This window comes from Bordetella muralis (genome assembly GCF_054781015.1).
Window position 1 is genome coordinate 206,086 of the sequence record NZ_BAAGVF010000008.1, and the last position, 22,203, is coordinate 228,288.

Below are 22,203 nucleotides of genomic sequence, written 5' to 3' on the forward strand. Positions count from 1 at the left end.
ACTCTCGGAATGGACACAACACAACTACGCGGCGTCATGCACCGCGGCGGATTGCGCACTGCCCTCTTCTACCGCAACAGCGTGATCCTGCGGAGCAACACTGCCTGCGCCTTGCTGTGATGCCACCGTCTGTTGGGCATACTGGCGCAGGAACAATAGAAACTCCTGCAGCAAGTGGTCCCACAACTCGGTCACGGCACGCACGTGAGACTGGCTGACGCCGCCGGCAACGATGACGTCGAACTCCAACACCAGGAACGAACCGCCCTGCACCGTCAGGCGTGCGAAACGCTTGGCCACGTTCCAGCCAGCGACGAAGTCAGCAGACAGCTCGCCTTGCACGCGCAATGCGCAACTCAGCGTGTAGTCGACAAACTCGCCTGCTTGCGGACCCGGGTTGCCGAAACGGACGGAGAACCCCACCCCCTGGCTGGCGCTGAGCAACTGCACCGAACCGTTCTGTTCGGAACGGTTCACGCGGTAGCCCGCATCTTGCAACAAGTGGGTCAGGCTTTCGGCTGTGACGGTCTGGACGAGAGAAGTGCTGTCGGTCATTGTGTGATCTTTCCATGTAGAAAAAATGAAAACTCAGTCGTTGGTCAGGCGTGACGCGTTGCCGGCTGCAGCAGGCTCCGCCGTTTCTTGATTGGCCGCCTGTTGTTTGCGCGCCAGTGCAGCGGCCGCGTCACGGCTGAACTGGGCCTCGTACAGTTTGTCGCCGTGCGCCTGGGCCTGCTCGTCGAACAACACACGAGCCTGCCCCGCAAAGGGCTGGCGGATTTTCAATATGTCGCCCGTTCCGAATGCTTCGTAGGCCGATAGCAACTCCTTGCCAGCGGCATACATTGCGGCGTTTTTTTTCTCGCACATCGTCAGCAGGCCGTCTCGGTCTTTCAAGGACGCCTCCAGGGTGACGCGCTTGGCCTCGCTGGCGCGCGCCATGCCCAGGAGTTCCTCGTAAGCGCCGCGAAATTTGTCGATCTGCGCATGGCTGGCCGCCACCTGGGCGTGGGCGGCTTCGCGTACGGCCTCCAGTTTGCCGGCTTCGTCTTGCGCGACGCCCAATTGCGTACGAAGTTGCGCGATCTGGGCTCGCAGCTGCTCGTTGTCCTTGTGTGCCGCTTCACGTTGCGCCTCCGCGGTGACCTTGGCGGCCAAGGTTTGGGCGCGCTCGCTCTGCACTTGCTGCAATTGCTGGGTGACGTTGCGCAATTCCGACCGCAGGCGTTCCTCCATGCTCTGCGCGTGGGCGGCCGGCGCGGCCCACACTACCGACAGGGCCAACCACAGCCCCGCCCAAGGAAAACGCAAGCCGCGCCGGGACACGGGCTCTTGGCGTATCGTCGCGTGACGACGAGAAAAATATAAAGTTGTCATGAGTGCCAACCACCTTAGAAGCGCGCGTTGACTTCCGCCTGCAGGACGTCGACGGAGTACGGAGCACCATAGACTTCCTTGGTGCTGGTCCAACGCAGCAGGCCGTAGACGTTCTTGTCAAAGGCGTAACCGCCTCCCAGGAAATAGCCGCGAGCGTTAGTGCCGCCCAAGTGGAAGGTGGAATCGTTGTAGCCGTCAGGCATCGCATCAGGCTGGATGTATTTGTATCCCGCGAACACCATCCAATCGCCTTGGGCACGCAGATCGAGCCCGCGACCGAGCGACGCTTGCAGCATCCAGGCGTTGGGGCCGCTTTCGATCGAATCGTTGTTTGCGCCCGTCCGATTGTTGGCCACGTTGTTGATGCCGCCCGCGCGGCTGACCATTTTGTCTTCGTCGTAGGCCAGGTTACGAACATAGTTGCCGTGCAAACGCAGACCCATGCCGTCGAATATCTGGGTATCCCAGATCAGGTTGACGTCCAGCAAATTGAATTTGGAGGCCAGGCCGACGTATTGATATTGATCGTTGGCAGGATCGGCGGGATTACCCGGCACAGCGGCCATCAGGTCACGCAGCAGGAACACCGTGTTGCCGTGCTGCATGAAAGCGGGCCGCGACCAGTCGGTGTCGCACACGGCCGAGGTCGTCAGGCAGGGCGAGGAACGCTGGCCTTCGATATTATCGAAACGATAATACGCCAACGCACCGGTCAGCGTATTGCGTTTGTCCAATTCCCAACGAGCGCCGATCTGCGCGCCGAACAACCACTTGTTTTCCGTCTCGCCCTCGCTCCAGCTGCTATCACTCCAACTGCCGAAGGTGTTCTCCAGGGCAAACGCACCTAACGAGCCGAATAGTGTCACCGGGCTGTCTTGCAGCGCCTGCTTGAACTGGGCCGAGATGCCGTCGAAGTTCAAATCATCTGAATACAGCATATTGGTGGACACAAAGGGATTGGCCCCGCGCCCTGCCGTGATGCTGGCCCACTGTGCAGGCCGGTAGGTGATATAGGCCTGATCCAGCCAGATATCCTTCTTGTCCATGCCGCCGCCCAGCGTCTGCGTCGTGGACACGGGACTGTCGTCGCTGCCGGTGGCCAACCGGATGCCCGCCATCCATTGATCCGAGATCTGAGCCTTCACACCCAGACGCGCGCGGGCACGCATCATGTTGCGGCGGTCCTTGCGGGTATTCAGGAATGGCATCTCCAACGGATAGTCTTGGCCATTGACGACGACAGGGACAGGACCGTTGCGGTTCCAATCGTTGAAGTCGACGATCGTGTCGCTGTTATACGAGTCGTACAGGCGCGACTCGTAGCGAGCCCGCACATCGCCTTCGACGGTGATGCGAGAAACCCAGTCAGGAAAGGTATTGGGCTGCGCCCAGTTTTCGGCCTTGGCCTGGACCATCACCTCGGCTTTGACCTGGTCGCGAATACTATCGCGCACCGATTCGGGGATATAGGTCACGCGCACGTCGCCCGGCTGAGCCACTGCGGCGCCTGCGGCCCCCACCTGATGTGCCGGGGCGGCCTGGGCCTGCGCTTTTTGCGCCTCGGCTGCTTCCGATTCGGCTTGTTGCACCAGGGCGTCGGCTTGATCCTGTTTCAGTACGCCCTGCTGGACCAATAGACGAATCAGATTGATAGTGGCGTTGGGCGACGCCTGGCTCTGCGCGACGGCCGGGCCCACGCCTACCACCAGCGCGACGGCCAAAGCGCTAGCCAATCGTGTGGATGTGAATTTCATCTGCAAAACTCCGAATCTAAGAATCATGTTCAAGACAGCTCGATCAAGACGGGCGGCGGCCCGTCAACGACGCGCGCACAGGCATGCTGACGGAGGCCGGTGGCCGCTCGTCCAGCGCAGGCACGGCACGCAATGCGGCAATCACTCGCTCGTCCACGTCGGCATCACCACTGGAGCGCCCGATCTCTACGCGCAGAATCTGCCCCGTTGCGTTGAGCCAGATGTTGACGGTCATGCGGAAAGTCAGATTGCGGGTGCGGTCGTCCTCGCGCAGGATTTTCTGCAGGGCGTAGGCCATGTATTGGCTGTACGTCGCATTGCCTGCGCGGCCGCCTCCGGAACCCGCCATGCCGCCGCCTTTTCCTGCGCCGATGTTGAAAGAATCGCTGCCGGCTTGCGCGTCGGCGTCCATCTGCATGGGCTTGGCCAGGTCATCGGAGGGCGACGGCGGCGCTTCTTCCTTGGGCTGCGGCGGTTCGTCCTGAGGCTCGGGTTCGGGCTCGGGTTCAGGCTCTACGACTTCCTCTTTCTGCTCGGGCTCAGGAGGCGGCTGTTCCGGCTCGGGAGGCGGAGGCGGCGGCGGGGGCAGCGGAATAATGGTGGCGACCTTCGGGGCCTCCCGCTTCACGCCGGCCATATCGTTGGCCCATTGCCAGAGGAAATAGCCGAGCACGGCCACCACCGCCACGACCCCTGCGCCTTTGGCGATGCGCACGCGCCGGTCTTTGCCGCGGCCGGCGTCCTGGCGGCCGGTTGGATCAGGAATGTTCGACGACATGTTGCGCGCTCTACGAGGTCGGCTTGCCGGTGACTAGACCAATCTGGGACAGCTCGAGACGGCGCAGCATGTCCAGCACCTCGACGACTTTCTGGTATTGCACGATGGCGTCGCCGCGGACGATGACGGGAAAATCGGGGTTCAGCGCCTTTTCGGTGCGCAATCGATCTTCCAGCTCGGGCAAGGTGACCGGATAAGCGTCCAGGAAAACCTGGCCGTTCTCGTTGATCGAAATGGCTTTCGTCTTGGGCTGCGCCAGCGATACGGTGCTGCTGGCCTTGGGCAGGTTGACTTGAATGCCCGCGACTTGCGCCGTGGCAGTCAGGATGAACATCACCAGCACCACCATCAGCACGTCGACCAACGGCGTGATGTTGATGCTGTCGACCGGTACGCCGTCGTCGTCATCAGGGGTCGAGGACACGGATGCCATGTGCGGTCTCCTTTAGACAACGGCGGCTTCGGGTTTGACCGATGCCGGTGTGCGACGGCCCTGATGGGCAGCCTCGGCAGCCTGGCTTTCGCCCTGCACCTCGGCCAGGCGCGTCACGAACTCGTCTACGAATACGCGCATGTCGGCGCCGACATCTTTGTTGCGCCCCTGCAGACGGTTGTAGCCAAACAGTGCCGGGATCGCGACGAACAGGCCCATGGCAGTCGCCAGCAGCGCGGCAGCCATACCCGGGGCGATCGCGTTGATATTCACGTCACCAGCCATGGCCGTCCCCAGGAACACCACCATGATCCCGAGCACAGTACCCAGTAGCCCGATGTAGGGTCCTCCCGCAATCGCGTTGGACAACACGCCCATGCGACGTCCCAGTGCTTGGGATTCTTTGGTCCGCACGGCATCCATGGAGGCGCGTATGGCTTCGATGGTGGCGCCGGAAATCGAAGTGGTGTCAGCACCTTGCGAACGGCGCACACGCAGTTCGTTGACTGCAACCTCGTACAGGTTCCACAGCGGCGCGTCTTGCATACGGCCTTTCAACGCCGTGTCGTCGATCAACATTTCGAGGCGGTTGCCGACTTTGGCAAAGGCTTCGCGGAATGCCGCATTGCCTTGCTCCACGCGTTTGACCTTGCGGCTCTTGGACACCATGATGACCCAGGATTGCAGCATCATGAAGACCAGCACCGCGATCACGATCCAGGCATCCAGCGGCACGGCGTTCAACAAGTAGCCCAGGCCGCCAAAACCAAAACCGGATTGCTCTTCGTCGGCACCGTAGACGACCAAGCGCGACTCTGCTCCCTGGGACACGGCATCGGCCAGAATCAGCGCAGCGGACCGAGCGGTCTTGGATAAACGGATTTCGTCGATGGCGCCGATGAACGGTGCATAGGTCGCGACCGGGACGGCAGGCGCCGCAGCGCCAGCAGATTCTGACGCGGCTGCGGTCCCCTGGGCTGCGGGGGTGTCGGCAGATGGCGCAGGGTTTGTGGGCGCCGCTACGGCCGGCGTGGTCTGACCTGGAACATCGGCCCCGATGGCGGCGATCGTGTTCAGCGGCGGCAGACTGGCGGCCAGCGTTGCGCTCGCCTGACCATTGACATAGAGCACGACCTGACGGCCATCCGCCGTGACAGCCAAATGTTGCCACGCGGCCGGCGACAAAGGCTGGCCCGGCTGCGTGCGTTGGCCATTGACTTCGACAAAGGGAACACCGTTATCCACGCCGATCAACAACGCGTTGCCGCTATCCCGACGTGCGTAGATCAATTGCGCACCCGCGGCTTGGTCCGAGCGCACCCAGGCGCTGAATGTGAATGCGCCTGCGGCCGGAACGGCCAGCGAGGGGCTGGCTGGCAGCATCAGCGGGGCGCCGCCCACGAACTGCGCCGCACGGCCCGTCACCCCATCGACCATGCCTGCCAGCGCAGTCTGGGCGTGGTTGCTGTAGGCCGTGGCATCACGCGGCGGCGCATCCGACGCACCATTGAAGTGGTACACCAAGGTGTAGTTCGGGTCGAACGCAAGCTGGCCGTTCGAGGTGGCAGGCGCTTTCTGGTTGCCGTAATACATCCAGATGTCCTGGCGCTGCGCGCCGACGACGTCTGGGATATCCACCCACACCAACGCCATGCCCAGCAAGGGATCAAAGCTCTCGATCTGGTAGTTCAGCACCGTCTGATCATCGCTGGTCACAAAGCGCAGGTCGTCGCCTTTCTCGTTCACGCCGTCAAACGCGAAGTTGCCGGTGTGCAAGCGCACCAGTAACGGCATGCGGCCGACGTTTTCATTGATGGCCCCGGCCTGTGCAGTGGTATCAACAGAAATCTGCTTGCGAAAATTCCAGTCGGCCTGCCACCAAGCGTTGGCAGTCAAGGGAAACACACTGGCCATCAAGGCCAGCATGAGGAAAAGTAAGCGTTGCATGGTTGCCGTGCTCCGGTAGTCCGTCATGCGTAAGGGTTAAAAGTTGGCGCGCAGGTTGAAATTCACGCGCGATTCGTTTTTCTTGGTGACATCGCCGTCACGCAGGGCATAGCCCCAGACCAGGCCGCCATGCAGCCAATCGAACAACTGCATACGCGTGCCCAGGCCGACGCTGGCCAAACCGAAAGACCTCTCTTGATCGGGCAGCGGGTCGCGCAGGCGCATAAAGGCCCAGTCGCTAAAGGCGAAGAAACGCCATTCATTCACCTGAGGCCCCAACCAGCGCGACAGCGAAGGAGTCCGCAATTCGAGAGAGGCCATCAGGCCTTCGTCAGCCGAACGTTCGGCTGCCAGATAGCCGCGCACACTGGTGGCGCCTCCGGCCGAAAACTGTTCGTTGGATACCAGCGCACCCGAGGCCAACTGAAAGCCCGTGCGCAAGAAAGCCTGCCAATCGTTGCCGACCGTTTGAGTGTGAGTCAGGTCGCCGCGCAACAGCGCAAAGCTGGGGCTGGCCATATAGCGCTTGTAGTCGAACTCTTCGTCGCTGCTGCTCACGCCGAACGAGGTACGCGTGGCACCGACCACGCTCATGCTGACCGAGCTTTGCGATGTTTCGGTATAGCGGTAGCCGTCGTATGCCAAGGTGAACGGAACGTATTTCAACGGCACCTCGTCGCCGTCCCCGCCATAGATCAGGTTCTCATCGAAGTTCTTGTAGTCCACACCGACGGACAAGGAGTTGTGCCAATTGCCTAATGGCTCCATGGAGTAGGTAGCCATCATGCCGAAGGAGTAACCCTTGCCCAGCACATTGGTGCCGCCAATCGTGGCCACGTTGCTATCGGAGTGATAGCCGGAAAACTGCAGACTCCACTTTCCGGATAAGGGCATGGTGTAGGAACCCGACCACACTTTGGCGTTGGAAGGCTCCTCGGGTGCGGTGAAATAAGTCACCGAGAACGCATGCCCGCGCTGCCACAGATTATCGTGGCCCAGTGTGACCATCGCCCGCAGTTTTTCCGTGTCGGCGCTGTAGTCGTTGTTCAAGCCCACGCTGGCATTCCAGGGGCTTTTGTCTTCTACGCGCAGATCGACGTCCATGGTGCCGGGCATCTTGCCCTCACGCACCAGGGGCATGACCTGGCGGCTGGCCGTACGATTCAAGGCAGTCAACTGCGTTTGCGCTTCGTTGAAATCCGGAACCTCGCCTTCTTTCAAGGCAGGAACCTCATCGCGGATTTCCAGCGGCGAGTAATGTTTGGCTCCCACCACGCGCAGGCGCCCCACCTTGGTTTCGGTCACTTGCAAGATCACCACACCGCCGCTGACCTGCTGTTCAGGCAAGTCGACGTACACAGATTGGTAACCTGATTGGTGATAGACCTCTTGCAAGGCATCGCGAGCCGCCTCGATGTCGGCCATCGTGCGGTCGGGTCCCAGATAAGCGTAAACGGCCTTTTCGATGTCGCGCGCGGTCAATACGGAATTGCCCCGCACGATGTACTCGCTGACGTTCACACGGCGGGCGTCGGCCCGCTGTGAAGCAGCGGCAGCAACGGGTTCGGCGCTATCGGTGCCCACCGATGATTGGGCGTTTACACAGGCATGTATACCTAGCGCCGCGAGAGCCGCGCTAAAGATCCTGAGACAGACGCCGTGGCCTGCGTTGTTCAATTCATGCATAGAACCGCACTCAATCCTGATTAGAATTCGCCGCGAGTCACGGAGCCGCAAGGCATCAGCAACGCGCAGCGGCCGCCTGTGAATCACGAAAAGCCGGTCGATCAAACCGATCACATTTACGAACCGGCAATGACCAGCGTTTACTGATTGCTAGACGAATGACGGACGTGGGGAGTGCTCAATGTCACAAAAACTTCACGGAGAAATTTGTGTGGAGCAGGAAAGAAGCTACGCAGCGGGTACTGGGTAGTGGACGCGCACCTGTGAAGCGCAGCATGCTCAGGACAATGGCCGCTGACTAGAGGAGCGAAGACGGTACGCGTTGTACCGTGCGGCTGTGCTCAGTGCGGGCTTGTACTGCAGTCGTTAAAAAGGGGGCTGGCGCCCCCTTTTTAACGATGCTCCTCTACTGTGCAAGATTGCGCCGCTCTGACGGCGTCAGGCTTGCCAACTGTTCGGACGTCAGGGAGCCCGTGCCGACGACTTGGACCACGCCGTTTGGACGATAGGACAGCGGCTGGATGACCGACGCAGACGAGCTGGCGGGCGGCGGCGCGCTGCTGATGGGTTCGTTGCCAAAACCCAGAATCTGGACGTTGATGATCGAGGGCAACGCACGCTGGGCGGCGGCACGTGCACCTCTTGCCGCATCAGATGCGGCAGAGGCAGCAGTGGATGCCGCTGCGCTGGCGCTGGTCAACGCGCCGACGTTGACTGTCGCCACCATCGGGATCCCCGTGGATTCGCCCTGCACCTGGATGTTCTCCGCATTGACCACACGCAATGCGGCAATGTTGACGTCGCCTGACACCCGGATACCCGCCTCGCCCGCATCGACGGTACCCAACGGCGCAATCAGGTCGATGTCGCCCGGCGGGATTTCCGGGATGGGATTCAGTGTGGCGATGCCCGCGCCGGTCGTAGGCGCGGAGGGAGACAACGCGATGTTGCCTACGCTGTCGTATTCCCGGCGCTGGGGCGTATAGACCATGCTGGTCTTGCTGCCGCGGCCGGCGTTGATATCTCCCTCAGCAGACCAGGCCAGGATGCTGCCGCCAAAAGTCGTGAATATACGGCTCTGGCCCATCAAGATGCTGTCGAGCGCGTAGAGATTGATATTCCCATCGCCCTGCGTGATCACGCCCGAACCCGGACCTGGATTGAACCCGCCATCGATGCCCACCAGGGTACGGCCGCCTGGCGTCATGATGCTGATATCGCCCCCGAAATTGGTGTGGATACCGGCGTCCAGTACATCGTAAAACGACACGTTGTAACCCGGGCTGCCCATCGCTTCCCACTGCGCCTTGGTAATGTAGGTCACGCCCGGTGTGGGACGGGTGCGGCCAATGTTGTTGGATACATAGTCGGCGTTAAAGTAGAGCGCGCTGCTGAACATTGTCAGGTCGCCCTCGTACGTCAGCGCCCGGCCTTGCACATCCTGTGCGGGGAACAGGGTGGCGATGGCTTCGCGGCCGCGCAGATAGCTGCCAAAGCGCTTGCCGTCGGGATCGTTGTACTCGCGGCCCGACTCGCGCAGTTCCGCGTAATAGACATTGCGCAGGAAGGCACGCTGCTGATCCGACGGCAAAGCGTTAAAAAAGGCGCGCGCGTCCGTGGTGGCCGCATCGAAGTGCAAGCCCAGGCCATTGGCACCACCGAAACGTTCGCTCAACCAATTCACCAAGCGCAGTTGGCTTTCCGCTCGGAATTCGCGCGCGAGCGATCGGTTGCCAGCGCTGCGGCCCTCGGCCGTTGCAGTGACGCGCGCCGCATCGAGTTCGGCTTGTTTCTGAGCCAGGAACGCTTCGGCCCCGGCTTCATCGCCGGTATAGCCAAACTCACTTTGCAGCCATTGCCCCAGCGTCAGCTCACCACCATAGGTGATCACAGCCTTGCCAGGCTGGTCGGCGAAGGGCAGATCCGGATTTGCCTGGTTGTCCGGATTCAGATAACGCTCGGCAAAGGCATCCCAGTATGCGCCCTCTCCCATGCCGGCCGAGACCGAGATACCGGCGCCGCCGCTGCGCTCGCCCGAGGACGCGGCGCCGCTGATCGGCCCCAGACTCTTCAGCTCGCCTTTGTTGCCCAGATAGACGTGGCGCCCCGCCGAAACATCGAGCAGGCCTGGGCCCAGAATATAAAAGCTACTGTCGCGCACATCGCGGCCGGCTTGAACGACGGAGATATCATCGCCATAGGCGTGAGCGATGAGATTACCGCGGGTCGAGACGTTGCCGGCCCGTTGGGTGCCTGCCGTCGGATCTTTCTGACCCAACGGCGTGCCGGAATTGGTAATGTCGCGACCGGCACGAATCGCCACCGGGATCGATGCTTCGTAGCGCGCTTGCTCAAAGCCCGCTTGGAAATCCCCCAGAACAGCCTGTCCCACGCGCAGGCCAACGATATCGCCATTGACCGCGTAATAACGCGCGGGCTCCCGTCCTGCCGTCGCATAGGCAGACGTGACGGCGTTGCCAAAGGTGAACAACGCCGCCGAGTTCATGCGTCCGCCGGTGCCCACCGGCGACGCGTCATAGCTGCTCAGAATCCAGTCGTTATATCTTTGCGTTTCAGGCGCTGCATTCGTGATCAGCAGAGGGTTGAATCCAAACTGGCCGCCGCCCGTCTCGGCCACCATACCGACGAAACCGGGCCGGAAGGGACTGGCCATGGACAAGGGATCGGCAGTGGAGGCTGAGAATACGTAGCCCGCACCTTGAATCGACTCCTGGGCCAGCAACTGCAGTTCGCCTTTGCCGGTAGCGTTCGTAAACTGCTCGCCTACGGGTGACGGCGCCAGCACCGTACCGTAGCCGTAACGTATGAACGGGCCACCACTTGCAGATGCGACACTAGCGCTGGCGCCATAGTACACACTGCCATTGGCCGCTGCCGCGCGCAGAATGGACGGGTAGAAATAACCGTCGCCGTTGGCCGACTGGTTACGGCCGTTGCTGCCCCAGCGCACGTCCTCGGTGCCACCCCGTTCGTCCCACGTTGTGGTCGGCGTCAGGCTTCCTCCTGCGCTAAACAGATCAATCGCCGTGGCTGGCGTCCATAGCGAAAACCAGCTCCAGCCGTCGCCGTCATGGCGGGTGCCTTGATAGGTGAAAGGCGTCGAATTTAGCAGCAGCGTACGTCCCGGATCGGCTGCACCGCCCAACACCAGATCACCGCGCGTCTCGATGCGTGCAGGAGCATCGCCCAGCACGACGATGGGCCCGCCGGCGGCACTGCCGCGCCCGGCCGTATACACATCGCCCAGGCGTGAGTCCATCTGGCCCAGGTCGCCATAGCCCAACTTCACGCCCCCAATGGCGCCCGCATCGATGGACAGCGTGCCACGCAGATTGACGAAGGTGCTGTTGAGATCGTGTTCGTTGATCCGCAGTTCGGGGTTGGGATTCAGTGTCCCGCCTAGGCGCAACTCGAGGTCGCCGCCGCCTGTCTGCACCAGTTCGCCCGCCTGCGTGATGCGGCCGGTACTGGCCACGACCAGGTTCAGCCCCTGGCTGCGCGGCGTGTGGAACGAGACATTCGTCATCGCCTGTATCCCGCGTGGGTCGATCATGCCTGCGTCGCCGCCGGCTTGCACGGTCAGATTGCCGCCCCCCAGTGTGCCGATGCCGGTAAATCCCACCAGGAAGGGGTCGTTGCTGAATAATCGTTGGTTATAGGGGTCGCGCTGCCCAGTCGCATCACCCGCGACATAGGTACCGAAGTTGACCCACCATGCCGTCGGCACCGCATCCGCACCTGCCTCGACACTGCCCGACCCTTGACGCCATAGCCAGTTGCCGATGGCGGTGGTCGCGATCTGCTGACGCGTGTTGTAGAAGGTATAGCCCTCGGGGTCGAGGCGATTGTCGTTGTTGCCGACCAGATCCCCCTTGAGATCGCCTTGGGCGCGCACCAGCACGTTGCCGCCGTGCTCCGGATACCAGGCCTGATACAAACTGCCGGCGCCGCCATCGACTAGCGCCTCGAAGCCTGCCCCTTCAGGACGCAAGACGGTGCCGTCGCTTAAGCGGCCGCGCACCTGGTTATAGCCGCCGCCCGTGGACGTCGATGCGGTGCCGGCGGTATAGACGCCATACAGCGAGGTCATCTCGAAATCGCCGCTAGAGATCAGATCAAGGTCGCCCGTGCCGGTACGTACCACGCTGAACAACTGCTGGCGCGCGGGGCGGTAGGCCTCGACCTTGTCGGGAGGCGTCGCCGGTGTGTCGAACTGGGCGATGTTGTCACCAAAGCCGAAAATGTTCAGATCCGCCGGAGACTCCCACATCAAGCCCCACATCACCATTTCGTCGATCTGCGCCTGCGTGATAATCTCGCCCGCCGCCGGCACGAAGCTGAAGAAATAGCCGCCCGTCAACACCTCCGACAGCTGCGTAAACCCGCTCACATCGCTCCAACGGTAGATCGCGGGTGACCCCGTACCGGGTACCTCGCGCACGTCGACGCCTAGGCCGAAGTGGGTATCGGACAGGCGAAGGCGAGTCGTACTGACGGGCTGGATCAGGCGCGAGTCGGCGGCCTGCAGATCCGCGCCGGCCACCATCCGGATGTCCCAGGACTGCGAGCCAGCGGCAAGCATGGGCGCCAGTGCCAGAGTGCGGCCTTGGGTATTGTCGATACCGACAGGACGCAAATTCACCATTTCGACACCGCCGGGCAACACCACGTCGGTTTCTGACGGCACCACAGCACCCTTGGCCAAGGCCAGCGGCTGGCTGAGTGTCATGGCCACCGGCAGCGCTACGCCTTTGGGCCACACCGTGGCGGCAATCTGGGTCTGCGCGGGCAAGCGGAAACCGGCACCAAGCTGCATGCCGGGCTCCAGCGTCAATGGTGTCTGCAGGACCGTGCCGGCCGCGAGCACGACGTTGCCGGCGACGTCGTGCACCGCGGCACCCAGCACCGTGCCGGCAGACAAAGTCAGGCTCTGGGCCAGCGGCATGGCGGCAGGCAGCAGCGTGCCCGCAGGCAAGCTCAAACCCGCAACCGGCAGATCGTAGTTCAGCGTGCGGCCGCTCGCGAACTTGGTGCCGGTCTCCAGCGTGGCCATACCGCCATGCGGAATGACGAGATCCCCACCAAACGGCATGCGCCCGGCAGGCAGCACCCAACCATTATCATCCGCGGTCACGCCCTGCTTGGACGTGTCGAAGCCGTCGGTAATGCTGCCGAAAATCGCCAGGTCGCCCTGTGCGCGCAACACGAGCGCGCCGGCTTCGCCAGAACCGTAAACCGCCGTTTGCTGCGTACGCGGATTGACACTGGCGTAACGATACCGCGACAGGTCGATATCACCGTCGACGTGCAGACCGCCATCGGGATTGACCGCCGCGTTACTGACAATCTCTACACCAGGACGCAGGTGGAATTGTTCACCATAGCCGCGCAAGCCCCCCAGCTTGCCATTCATCAACGTCCCGTTGGCCAGCGCGTTGTCGATAAAGGCAACGCTATCGTTGTGTTTGGCATCCAGGTAGGCCTGGTCGATGCGCTGATAGGTACGGCCATCCACGGAAACATCGGTGCCCGGGGCCGCATCGTCATACGTGTAGAAAGCATTGACCGCAATGGATTTCGCCCCGGTGATCGCCACGGCGCCACTGGCGTCGATATCGACGTCATCGCCCCTAGCACCCCCCAGGCGCGGTGCATTGAGCGCCACGGTGCCGTAGTTCGCGTTCGCGCCATCCACACTCAAATCCATACGAGCACCGTTGCTCAACACCAGGCGGCCATGGCCCGCGTCGATCTCGATGATGGCGCGGTTAGGCGCGTCGATGGCCTGTCCATAGCTGTCGCGGCGCAGCGCGCTTGCGCTCGCATCCAGTACGGCGCTGCCGACAATGGTCACGCCGTTGTTCGCGGCCAGGCGAATGCTGCCAGCCTGCTCACCGCTCGCATCGACCAGACCTGACACCGTGAGGCTGCCATTGTCCACAGAGATATTGATCTCCCGAGCTTTGAGTTCGCTGCCTATCGCGAGATTGCCTTGCTTGAGCTGGAAGCTGCGGCCGCCAAAGACCTGGCCCTGCGTCAACCGCTCGTTGAGTCCGGCAAAATCGGCGATATTCTGTGCGCGTACATCGATATAGCCGCCGGCAAATGGCACGATGGTTCCACCCGCATCGTAGCGGCCGGTGCTGGCGCCCTGTATGCTGCCCTTCAGGTCGGCTGCGCCTTCCAGTGCTATCGCCGTCAACCGGCCGGCGCGGTTGTTGTCCGCCGCAATGTTGATCGTCGATGCGGCATCCTGAACGATGTTGCCATGACGGCTCTGGAGCGTGATGTCGCCGCCCCAGCTATATTTGCTGACGTCAAAGAAATCGATTTTGCGGCCGGCCACATCCAGTTGCGCACCGTCCTCCAGACTCACATCGCGTTGCGCCGACAAGGTGAGTTTGCCGCTGGGCAGCAGCATGGCGGTGTCCACGACGAGACGGGTGCCCGCATCCAGCGACAGCTCGGCGCCCAGAGCGCCGGCGGCCATGGCGTGGTCAAGAGACGGCGCGGCAGAGCCTGCCGGCGCAACCACGGTAATGGCGCCACCGGCCTTGATGTGGTTCACCGAGCCGGCCTGGCCGGATAGCAACGGCGTATTGATGTTCAGATTGCCGCCGCTGTATCGCCATGCCTTGGTCGTCTCGTCCCACGCGCCTTGGGATTGATACACCGCCAGGGCGCCTTTGTGGTTGGCGGTAATACGCCCGCTGGCATTCAGATCGACGTTGGCAAAGCCCAGCGCCAGCCGCTCGTGCATTCCCACCGAATCGGGCTGGCTCTGCGGCCCATAGCCGAATTCGATGGTATCAGCGTCAATCACGAACCGGCCGCTGCCTGTGCCGGCGCCTGCCGCGATGACGGGGCTGGCGGGCGACGTTGCGCCATTCCAGACCAGCGTGCTGGTCTGGATGCGCGCGACATCGTTGGCGCCGCCATGACCATAGATAGCGGGGGTTCCCAATACCAACCGTTCCAGCGCCGACTCGCCCGTTGCCGGGTTGAGGGTGCTCAGATCCACATTGCCGTAAAAATTGATCGAATCACTGGCGTTCAGGACCAGGTTTTCCAGCGCGGGAGCGCCAGTGGTGGTATCGCCTCGCAACAGGCGATCGAGCACAGCCTGGTTCAGCGTCAAGCCCGAGGGCAGGACGCCGTCAGCGTTCGCTTGGGCCAGCGAGGCAGCACTGCCCACGTTGATACCGCCCACCGCCAGCACGAGGTTACGCGTGCCATAACGCACCGACTCGCCCAGTTCGAACGATTTGTTGGTGGCGGCGGTAATTGTGCCTTCGGAATACAGCACGGTTTCACCGGCGCAGCTTGCCCCCGCGGCGCAAGTCCCGATGTGCAAATACCCGGCGCCCGCCGACGTCGAGGGATCGTCGGCGGTCGGCGACATCACGTTCAACCAGCCATTGGTCACGGCCAGCACCCCGTTCTGACCGGGGCTCAACACATAGCCATCGTTCGAGTCCCAGGGCGCGCTGCCACGCCCCAAGGTATTGACACCCGCGCCCTGTTCGATGGTCAGCCCTTGGGTCTTGTTGTTGACCACCAGGAATACCGAGGCCGCTTCGAGCACGGCCCCCTGACGCAGGATGAGTTCACCGGTGGAGCTATTGGCAAGGCCGACCCGCCAGGAATCCTGCGTCGACAAGCCATCGACATTCTCTTTGGTAAACATGGACGTCGGCGTACCGCCGATACTGATGCCTGCGGCGCCCAGACCGTTGAGCGTCCGTGCATAGACAGACGTGCCCTCGAACCCCTCAGTCGGCGCTGCACCATCGGCGAGTATCTCAATACGGCTGCCGTTCAGAACCACCGTGCCGCCGTGCCCGCCCTCGGCCGGCGTGAAATCTGCGGTCCCGGCGGCGATATTCAGCTGGCTGCCTGGCGAGAGACTCAATTGACGCGCATCGCGCTCTAGCTGAGGGCGCGGTGCGCTGTCGCGCAGAGCCCAGTCCATGCCGAATTGTGCGTAGCCGGTCTCGTTGTATTGCGAATAGCTACGTAGCGTGTCGGCCGGCGTCAAAATAGCCTGAGTGGTCTGTACATCGGCGATGCCGGTGTTGCGAATGTTCAAACGAGCGGCCGTGGTGTAAGACCGGTTGCGCATGACGCCGCCACTGCCAAAGGCCACCTGATTCGGCGCCAGCCCATTGAGCTCTACACGGAAGGCGCCCGGCAACAAGGCGTAGGTGGATGGCAACAGCGTATAGGTCCCCGGGGGAAGGCCCGGCACACCGGGGGCGATGGTGATCTGGCGCCCTATTGCCGGATCACCCGCACCGTTCTCGGCAGCAATCGGCGCCACGACCGGTTGCAGACCCGGGACGACGGCGTAGACCGGGTTGCTATCCAGCCCCGGCTGGGTAAAGCCGTTGCCATCCCACTCCACCTGCATCAGCGGGTTCAAGCGGGCATCGGTAGAGCCGCCACGCCCCGTCAAAAAGCCCGCGCCTGTCAATTCGCCACCGCCGGACAAATCGATCCGGGCGCCCTCCTGCACGTCGATGCGGTCGGCTATCAAGTGCACATTGCCCAGCCCCTCTCCCAGTCCGGAAAACCGCGCATCCGACCCAGCATAGTTGTAGGTCAGGCCATCGACCGTGCCGCCATAAGGCATGATCAGGCCGGCTGCGCTGACCGACGAGATGCTGCCGGGGCGCATCACAATCGTGCCCGGTGCCTGGTTGTTCGTTGCGCGGGGACCAAACTCCAACACGCCTAGCGGCGCACGCACGACACCGCTCTGATTGATATTGAGCGACATCAGGCGCAAGGTGCCAAAAGCCGAGTACGGCACGGGCGGCGTCTCGGCGCCACTGCGCTCGATGCGCAGGCTGCGTTCGGGGTCGAATAGAACCTGAAAGTTGCCCCACATATCAACTTGGCCCTTACGCCCCGCAATCACCTCGGCTATCGCACCGGTGGCGGGATAAATCTGGCTGGCGGCCAGCACGAGATCGCCCTCTGTGGTCAGCGACGTGCGGTCGCTGACCGTGTGCTTGAGGAAACGCAGATCGTTCTGACTGCGCAGCGCCAGCAATTCGAAACCACGGCGCGAAACGATCGTTCTGTCGCTTTGCGTCGAGTGCCCATAGGCGCCGAACGCAACCTTGTTGAGCACGTCCAGCACGCCCGCTTCGATCTGCAATTGCGTGGCATCCTGCAACTCGACCATGCCGCCCACTGCGGTGGAGGGGGCAATCAGATCGGGCAAGGTATAGGCGTCCTTGCCAAGGCGCGAGTGCCCCGCCACACGCACATAGGGCGCGGCCAGATTCACGCGCGCGCCTACGGGCGCATCTGCGGTGAGCGCAATGGCGCGCGAGGCCAGATTCAAACTCTGCCCCAGCCTCAGATCGACACCGTCGCCCAGCGACAAAACGCCAGTCACCAGCATGGACAAGTTATCGAACCCACCCGCTTCGACGCGGTCCACGCCGATACGCCCACGACCGTAGACCAGCGCCGGATCGGCTTGGCTCGGACGCAAGTCCGCCGCGAGACTCTCGGGCGTCTGTTCCTGTACCAACTGCAGTTCCCGGGGCGCCAGCACGCGATCGGTCGGCAAGCCGGCGTTACGATAGGCTGGCGCTTCCAGCGCCAGCGATAAGGTACCGCCAGACGCGCCCGCGCCGCCGGCCGCTGCCCGCATGTCGCCGTCCAGATACAGGCCGTTGAAACTCGCCAGATGTATCACCCCGCCATCGGATGCTAACTGGGTCGGGCCCTGGCCGGGCAAATGCACTGTGGCGGCAGCGCCGGATGCATCCAGGCGCGCGCCGTCTCGAATGACGATGAATTGATCGATCGCTCCAGCCTGCGTGGCATAGGCGCGATATTCGCCTCCGATTTCAATACGGCCGCCATCAAGCACCACACCGTAGCGCTGCCCTTGCACATCCACTGCCGTCCGGGCGACGCCCGCCACGTTCAACCAGGCCTTGCTGCCGATCCATACCGAACGGTCGTGACCTTTCAAATCACCCACATCCTCATTGCCGAAGCCCAGGCCATATACCCCGATCCGGCCACCGGCTGCATGCAATTCGCCGTCGATGGTGATCTGGCCGTTGCCATTCAGAACGATGCTGTGTCCCGGATCAACCTCGACACGAGTGCCCTCGGCAATGGCCAGCGTAGGTGCCTCGCCCCCGACGACCGTCGTGCGTGCGCCTCCAGCGGTCAAGACGAGATCCGCACCGGCACGTTGTGCCAGCACACCTTGCTTGGGTTTTTCGGCAAACAGCGGCGGCTGCCACATCGTCAATACGGACTGCAGGTCCGCACCCGTGGCCACGTCACGCACCAGGGATAAATCGGCTTGCAGCACAGGCATCGTCACGTGCAGATCGGCGTCTGGCGCCACCGCCAGGCCCGCGTTGCCCGTGATGTCGTAACGCGAGAACCCCTGTTGAAAACGCGCAGCATCCAAGTGCAGCATGGACTCGACTGCCACTGTCTGTGGCAGACTCGACCCGGCGCGGATCAAGGTACCGGCCGCATACGTCACATCGCTTGCCGCAATAGCACCGGCTTTAAGCACCCCAGCGGTCGGCGCGATCGCGACACCGTTGGGCAGGACGGCCGCATCGACGACATAGCTGGCCGGGAAATTCTGCGGATTCACGATGGACGTAATAACCGTGCCTGCCGGTAGCGTCGGCGGCGTGCTCCAGCTGTAACCGTTGACCGTGAGATATTGGCCATTAGACAACGTCACGCTGTAGCTGGAGCTTTCGGTGGCTGCCTTTGGCAAAGTCCACGCGGCGCCCAGTGTCAGCCAGCTGGCCGGATTCTCGGCGATCACCCGCGGCGCCCCGCCGATGACATCCCCCGGATTGGCGTGCGTACGGGTGTAGTGATAATCCACCGGCAGAACCGCTCCCGCAGCGACGGTGAAAGCCTCTTCAGTAACCAGGTCCACCGGCGAGCTATCCCCCGCCTGAAGGAAACCGTTGCTGCCGGCCACTTCGCCGCCGATGACGATCACATTGCCGGTTTGCAACGTCAGCGTGCCGCCGCCCTTGATGCCGCGGCTGCGCAACTCGCCTTCGATCTCCAGCCGCCCCTTGGGGCCGCCCGCTACCGAATAAGCGTCGGCAGACAATGTGATGCTGCCGCTTTTGCCTCCCTGCAGACTCTGATCCTCCAGCAGCGCCGCGCCTGCAGAAACATCCAACAGAGCACCCGCGCCCACACGTACGTCGCCACTGCTGCGCAGCGTGATGCTGCCTCCATTGACGAAAGGCAGGGCATTGATATTGGCATCATCCAGCAGCAGATTGCTCCACAGGCCACGCGCGTCCAGCGTGATGCCATCGCTGATCGAAACGCGCGCTGGATAAGCGGCCTGAGCCCCCGCCCCCGTCAGTGGCAACGACTGCCAACCCGTGGTGTTGCCGACGTACTGATCGACCATATTGCCCAGGGTGATGGCACCCCCGCGAGCAACCAGATCGGCATTCACGTTCACCTGCGTGGCATGCAGCGCGATCTCGCCACCAGGCGCGACCTGCACGGCTTCGTCAGTCTGGATCGCGCCTTTCGCATAGGCGCGCAGCTCACCCAATTCCAGGCCGTTGAGCCAGGCAGCATCCAGCACGATGCGCGTCGACTCGTCGGCTGGGGTCTCGTTTGCCGCGCCGCCCGATACAGGATCAGTGGCAGGAGCGGTACCGGGGCTCCCCTGCAGCAAGCCGATCACAATGTCATCGACCATCGCCCCGGGACTGAATCGCAGGTTCCCGGTCGCTTCGTCATAGACCGGAGTCCAACTACCGATGATCAATCCACCGCGACGCCCTACCGCCATCTGGCTTTGACGGTAGCCGTCCAGCGTGGACACCGGCGTCGTCAGTTGGCGCGAGCCTTGGAAAACTTCGGTCTCGATGTCTCCGGCCAACATCGCTGCCTGAGTACTGATAATCAAGCGGCCTGCATCGCGGCCCACGGTATAGCCTTCCTCCCAACGCGTACCCTGTGCGACCAGCGGATTGACCCAGGTATCCGTACGGCCCCAACGCACACTCTCGCGTTGATATCCCTGGTACAGGCCTTCCTGGTAGAGCAAGTCGCCCGGAGCGCGGTCTGCGGTGTACAGCCGGCCATCCTGGCCGCGCACCCAGCTTTGCTTGATGTAGCCGCTTTGAACGTCCAGCGTCCCCCCTGACAGATTGATGCTGGAACCCGCGCGCGTCGCCACATTGCCGCCGGCAAAATTCACGGTTCCGCCCTGTGCCATCCACTCGCCGATCGTATGGCCCGTCGTGCCCAGGTAGCCACCTACCTCCAGCAAGCCGCCAGGCGTATACCAGCGATCCGTTTCATATCCACCCGTGCCGGCCGGCACCAGCACCAGATAACGGCGATCCACCCACACATTGTTGTTGTTCAGATTGCCGGTGTCGCGGTTACCCGGCGCGTCGCGCTGCTCGTTGCCCTGGATATTGATCTGCACATTGTTGGCCGCCATTGCGACCTGCACGCCCACGGCGCCGGACACATCCACGGCAGCGCTTTCATGTACGGTCGCGGAGCCCTGTGCCATCACGGCGACTTGCCCTCCGGTCGCCAGCGTCAGGCTGCCTGCGCTGAAATCAACGCTCTGACCAGACACAATCTCGATACGCGACTGATCGCGCCGATCTGCCATCGTGGACAGGTTGTCGAACGTCCCCGTGATTCCCCCTCGACGTTGCGCGTCGAGTTGAGCCGACTCCTCGATCAAGGTCTGACGTTGACTGTCAAAAGCGGTCTGTCCGTCGTTTTCCAACAGGATGGCAGTCACCGAATCCTGTCCCAACGTCACTCGGCCCTCTGCATCGGCAGCACTGTTGAGCAGGTGAATCGTGCCGCGCGTATTCACGGTGGTCGTGGACAGCGCCACGCCTTCCTGCCGTACATCGCGCCCCGCCAGCGTGATGTCGCCCTCGCGGGATTGAATCAGACCGGTATTGCTCACCCGGCCACGCTGGATGGCGGGATCGATCAGCGCCCCATCCAGTCCCGGCACCGCCTTGGGCGCGACTTCGTTGCCGCGTGTCGTGGAATACGCCGTTCCGCCCGCCGAGCTGTTGGAGACGAGGCCCTTGCGTATGACGAAACTATCGCCTGCCGCCAATTGTGTCTGGCCCTTGCGAGTCGTGATTTCTCCGTCGTTGTGCACCTCTTGGCCCAACAGCAGCACATAACCCCCGCCCTGCGTCACACTGGCCGGCTCATGGGTTTGCACCAGCGCTCCCGCCTGCACCGTGACTTTGCCCAACGCATCGGTAAACGTAGCGGTGTTATTGTCGGCGCCGTACAGCCCACGGCTCAGGAATTGATCGTTACTGATCTTCGCGGCGGCTACCACCAGATTGCGCACATTCACCTGGCTGGTGCCGGTAAACACGACCCCGTTCTGATTCACCACCATCACCGTGCCGTCCGCCCGGACCGAACCCTGGATCTGGCTCGGGCTCGTTGAAGCCCCCGTCACCCGATTCAAGACCGCCCAGTCGGGCTGCGCCGTGCGCGCGCCCGTACGGTCGGCCGCATTCGCATAAGTCGCCTGGTCGAATACGACTTCGGTATTGCGCCCCACGTTAAAGGTATCCCAGTCCAGAATCGCCTTGGACTCGGTCTGCTCGATCGTGACGGTCGTATTGCCATTGGCCGCCTTGCCGACGACCGCCCGCTTGCCCGACACGCCGATCCAGGGCAGGTTCTGACCACTGGCGTCTTTGTCCCATAGCCCGCCCTGTGTCAGCCCATTGGGCGAATCCGTCGCCAGCGCCTGGCGATCGCGTTCCTTGCGCCAGGCCTCCATTTGACGAGACTGTGCCCGAGCAATGGCACCCGCTTCACCGGCCACGCGATTCAGGTTCTCGACGGAGCGGCTCAGTTGCTGCTTTGCCAGCCGGCGCTGCGCTGCCGCCGTCTGCGTGTTCAAGCCCGGCGCATTCTGCCGCAGCGCGCGGGCTTTGCCTGCAGCATCCGCGCCCACCCACCATGCGCCGGCAGCGTAGGCATTCGGCATCCCGACAGACAGGGAAACACCCGTCAGCAACGCCAATGCCGACAACGAAGCAGCCAAAGGTTTCAGTCGAATAACGTGCCCTTTGCGGGCGGGCGAAGAACCGGCGGTGCGGGCGCGGCGGCTGTGCATGGCTTGAATCCCTTCTTATGCTGTCCTGGATTGACGCGGCAGT

Annotated in this window: 8 protein-coding genes; all 8 read right to left on the reverse strand. The window is 62.6% G+C overall.

Annotated features, from left to right (window positions below):
• Positions 1-24: 24 nt before the first annotated feature.
• A complete protein-coding gene (locus ACYVIT_RS18755) occupies positions 25-555 on the reverse strand; it encodes a YbjN domain-containing protein (protein WP_415806693.1) in 531 nt (176 codons plus the stop codon).
• A gap of 33 nt (positions 556-588) precedes the next feature.
• On the reverse strand, positions 589-1,377 hold the full coding sequence (locus tag ACYVIT_RS18760; protein ID WP_415806692.1) for a coiled-coil domain-containing protein: 789 nt from the start codon (positions 1,375-1,377) through the stop codon (positions 589-591).
• Positions 1,378-1,391: 14 nt separating this feature from the next.
• Entirely contained in the window at positions 1,392-3,131 is a 1,740-nt protein-coding gene (locus tag ACYVIT_RS18765; protein WP_415806691.1) for a putative porin, read from the reverse strand.
• A gap of 43 nt (positions 3,132-3,174) precedes the next feature.
• On the reverse strand, positions 3,175-3,909 hold the full coding sequence (locus ACYVIT_RS18770) for an energy transducer TonB family protein (protein WP_415806690.1): 735 nt from the start codon (positions 3,907-3,909) through the stop codon (positions 3,175-3,177).
• Between the two features lie 10 nt (positions 3,910-3,919).
• Complete coding sequence (locus ACYVIT_RS18775) at positions 3,920-4,342, reverse strand: ExbD/TolR family protein (RefSeq protein WP_415806689.1); 423 nt, start codon at positions 4,340-4,342, stop codon at positions 3,920-3,922.
• Positions 4,343-4,354: 12 nt separating this feature from the next.
• Positions 4,355-6,289, reverse strand: a complete 1,935-nt coding sequence (locus ACYVIT_RS18780) for a DUF2341 domain-containing protein (protein ID WP_415806688.1) — start codon at positions 6,287-6,289, stop codon at positions 4,355-4,357.
• 36 nt (positions 6,290-6,325) lie between these two features.
• Positions 6,326-7,975: a ShlB/FhaC/HecB family hemolysin secretion/activation protein gene (locus ACYVIT_RS18785; protein WP_415806687.1), complete on the reverse strand. Its 1,650-nt coding sequence runs from the start codon at positions 7,973-7,975 to the stop codon at positions 6,326-6,328.
• Positions 7,976-8,381: 406 nt separating this feature from the next.
• Positions 8,382-22,160: a filamentous haemagglutinin family protein gene (locus tag ACYVIT_RS18790; RefSeq protein ID WP_460478278.1), complete on the reverse strand. Its 13,779-nt coding sequence runs from the start codon at positions 22,158-22,160 to the stop codon at positions 8,382-8,384.
• Positions 22,161-22,203: the final 43 nt, after the last annotated feature.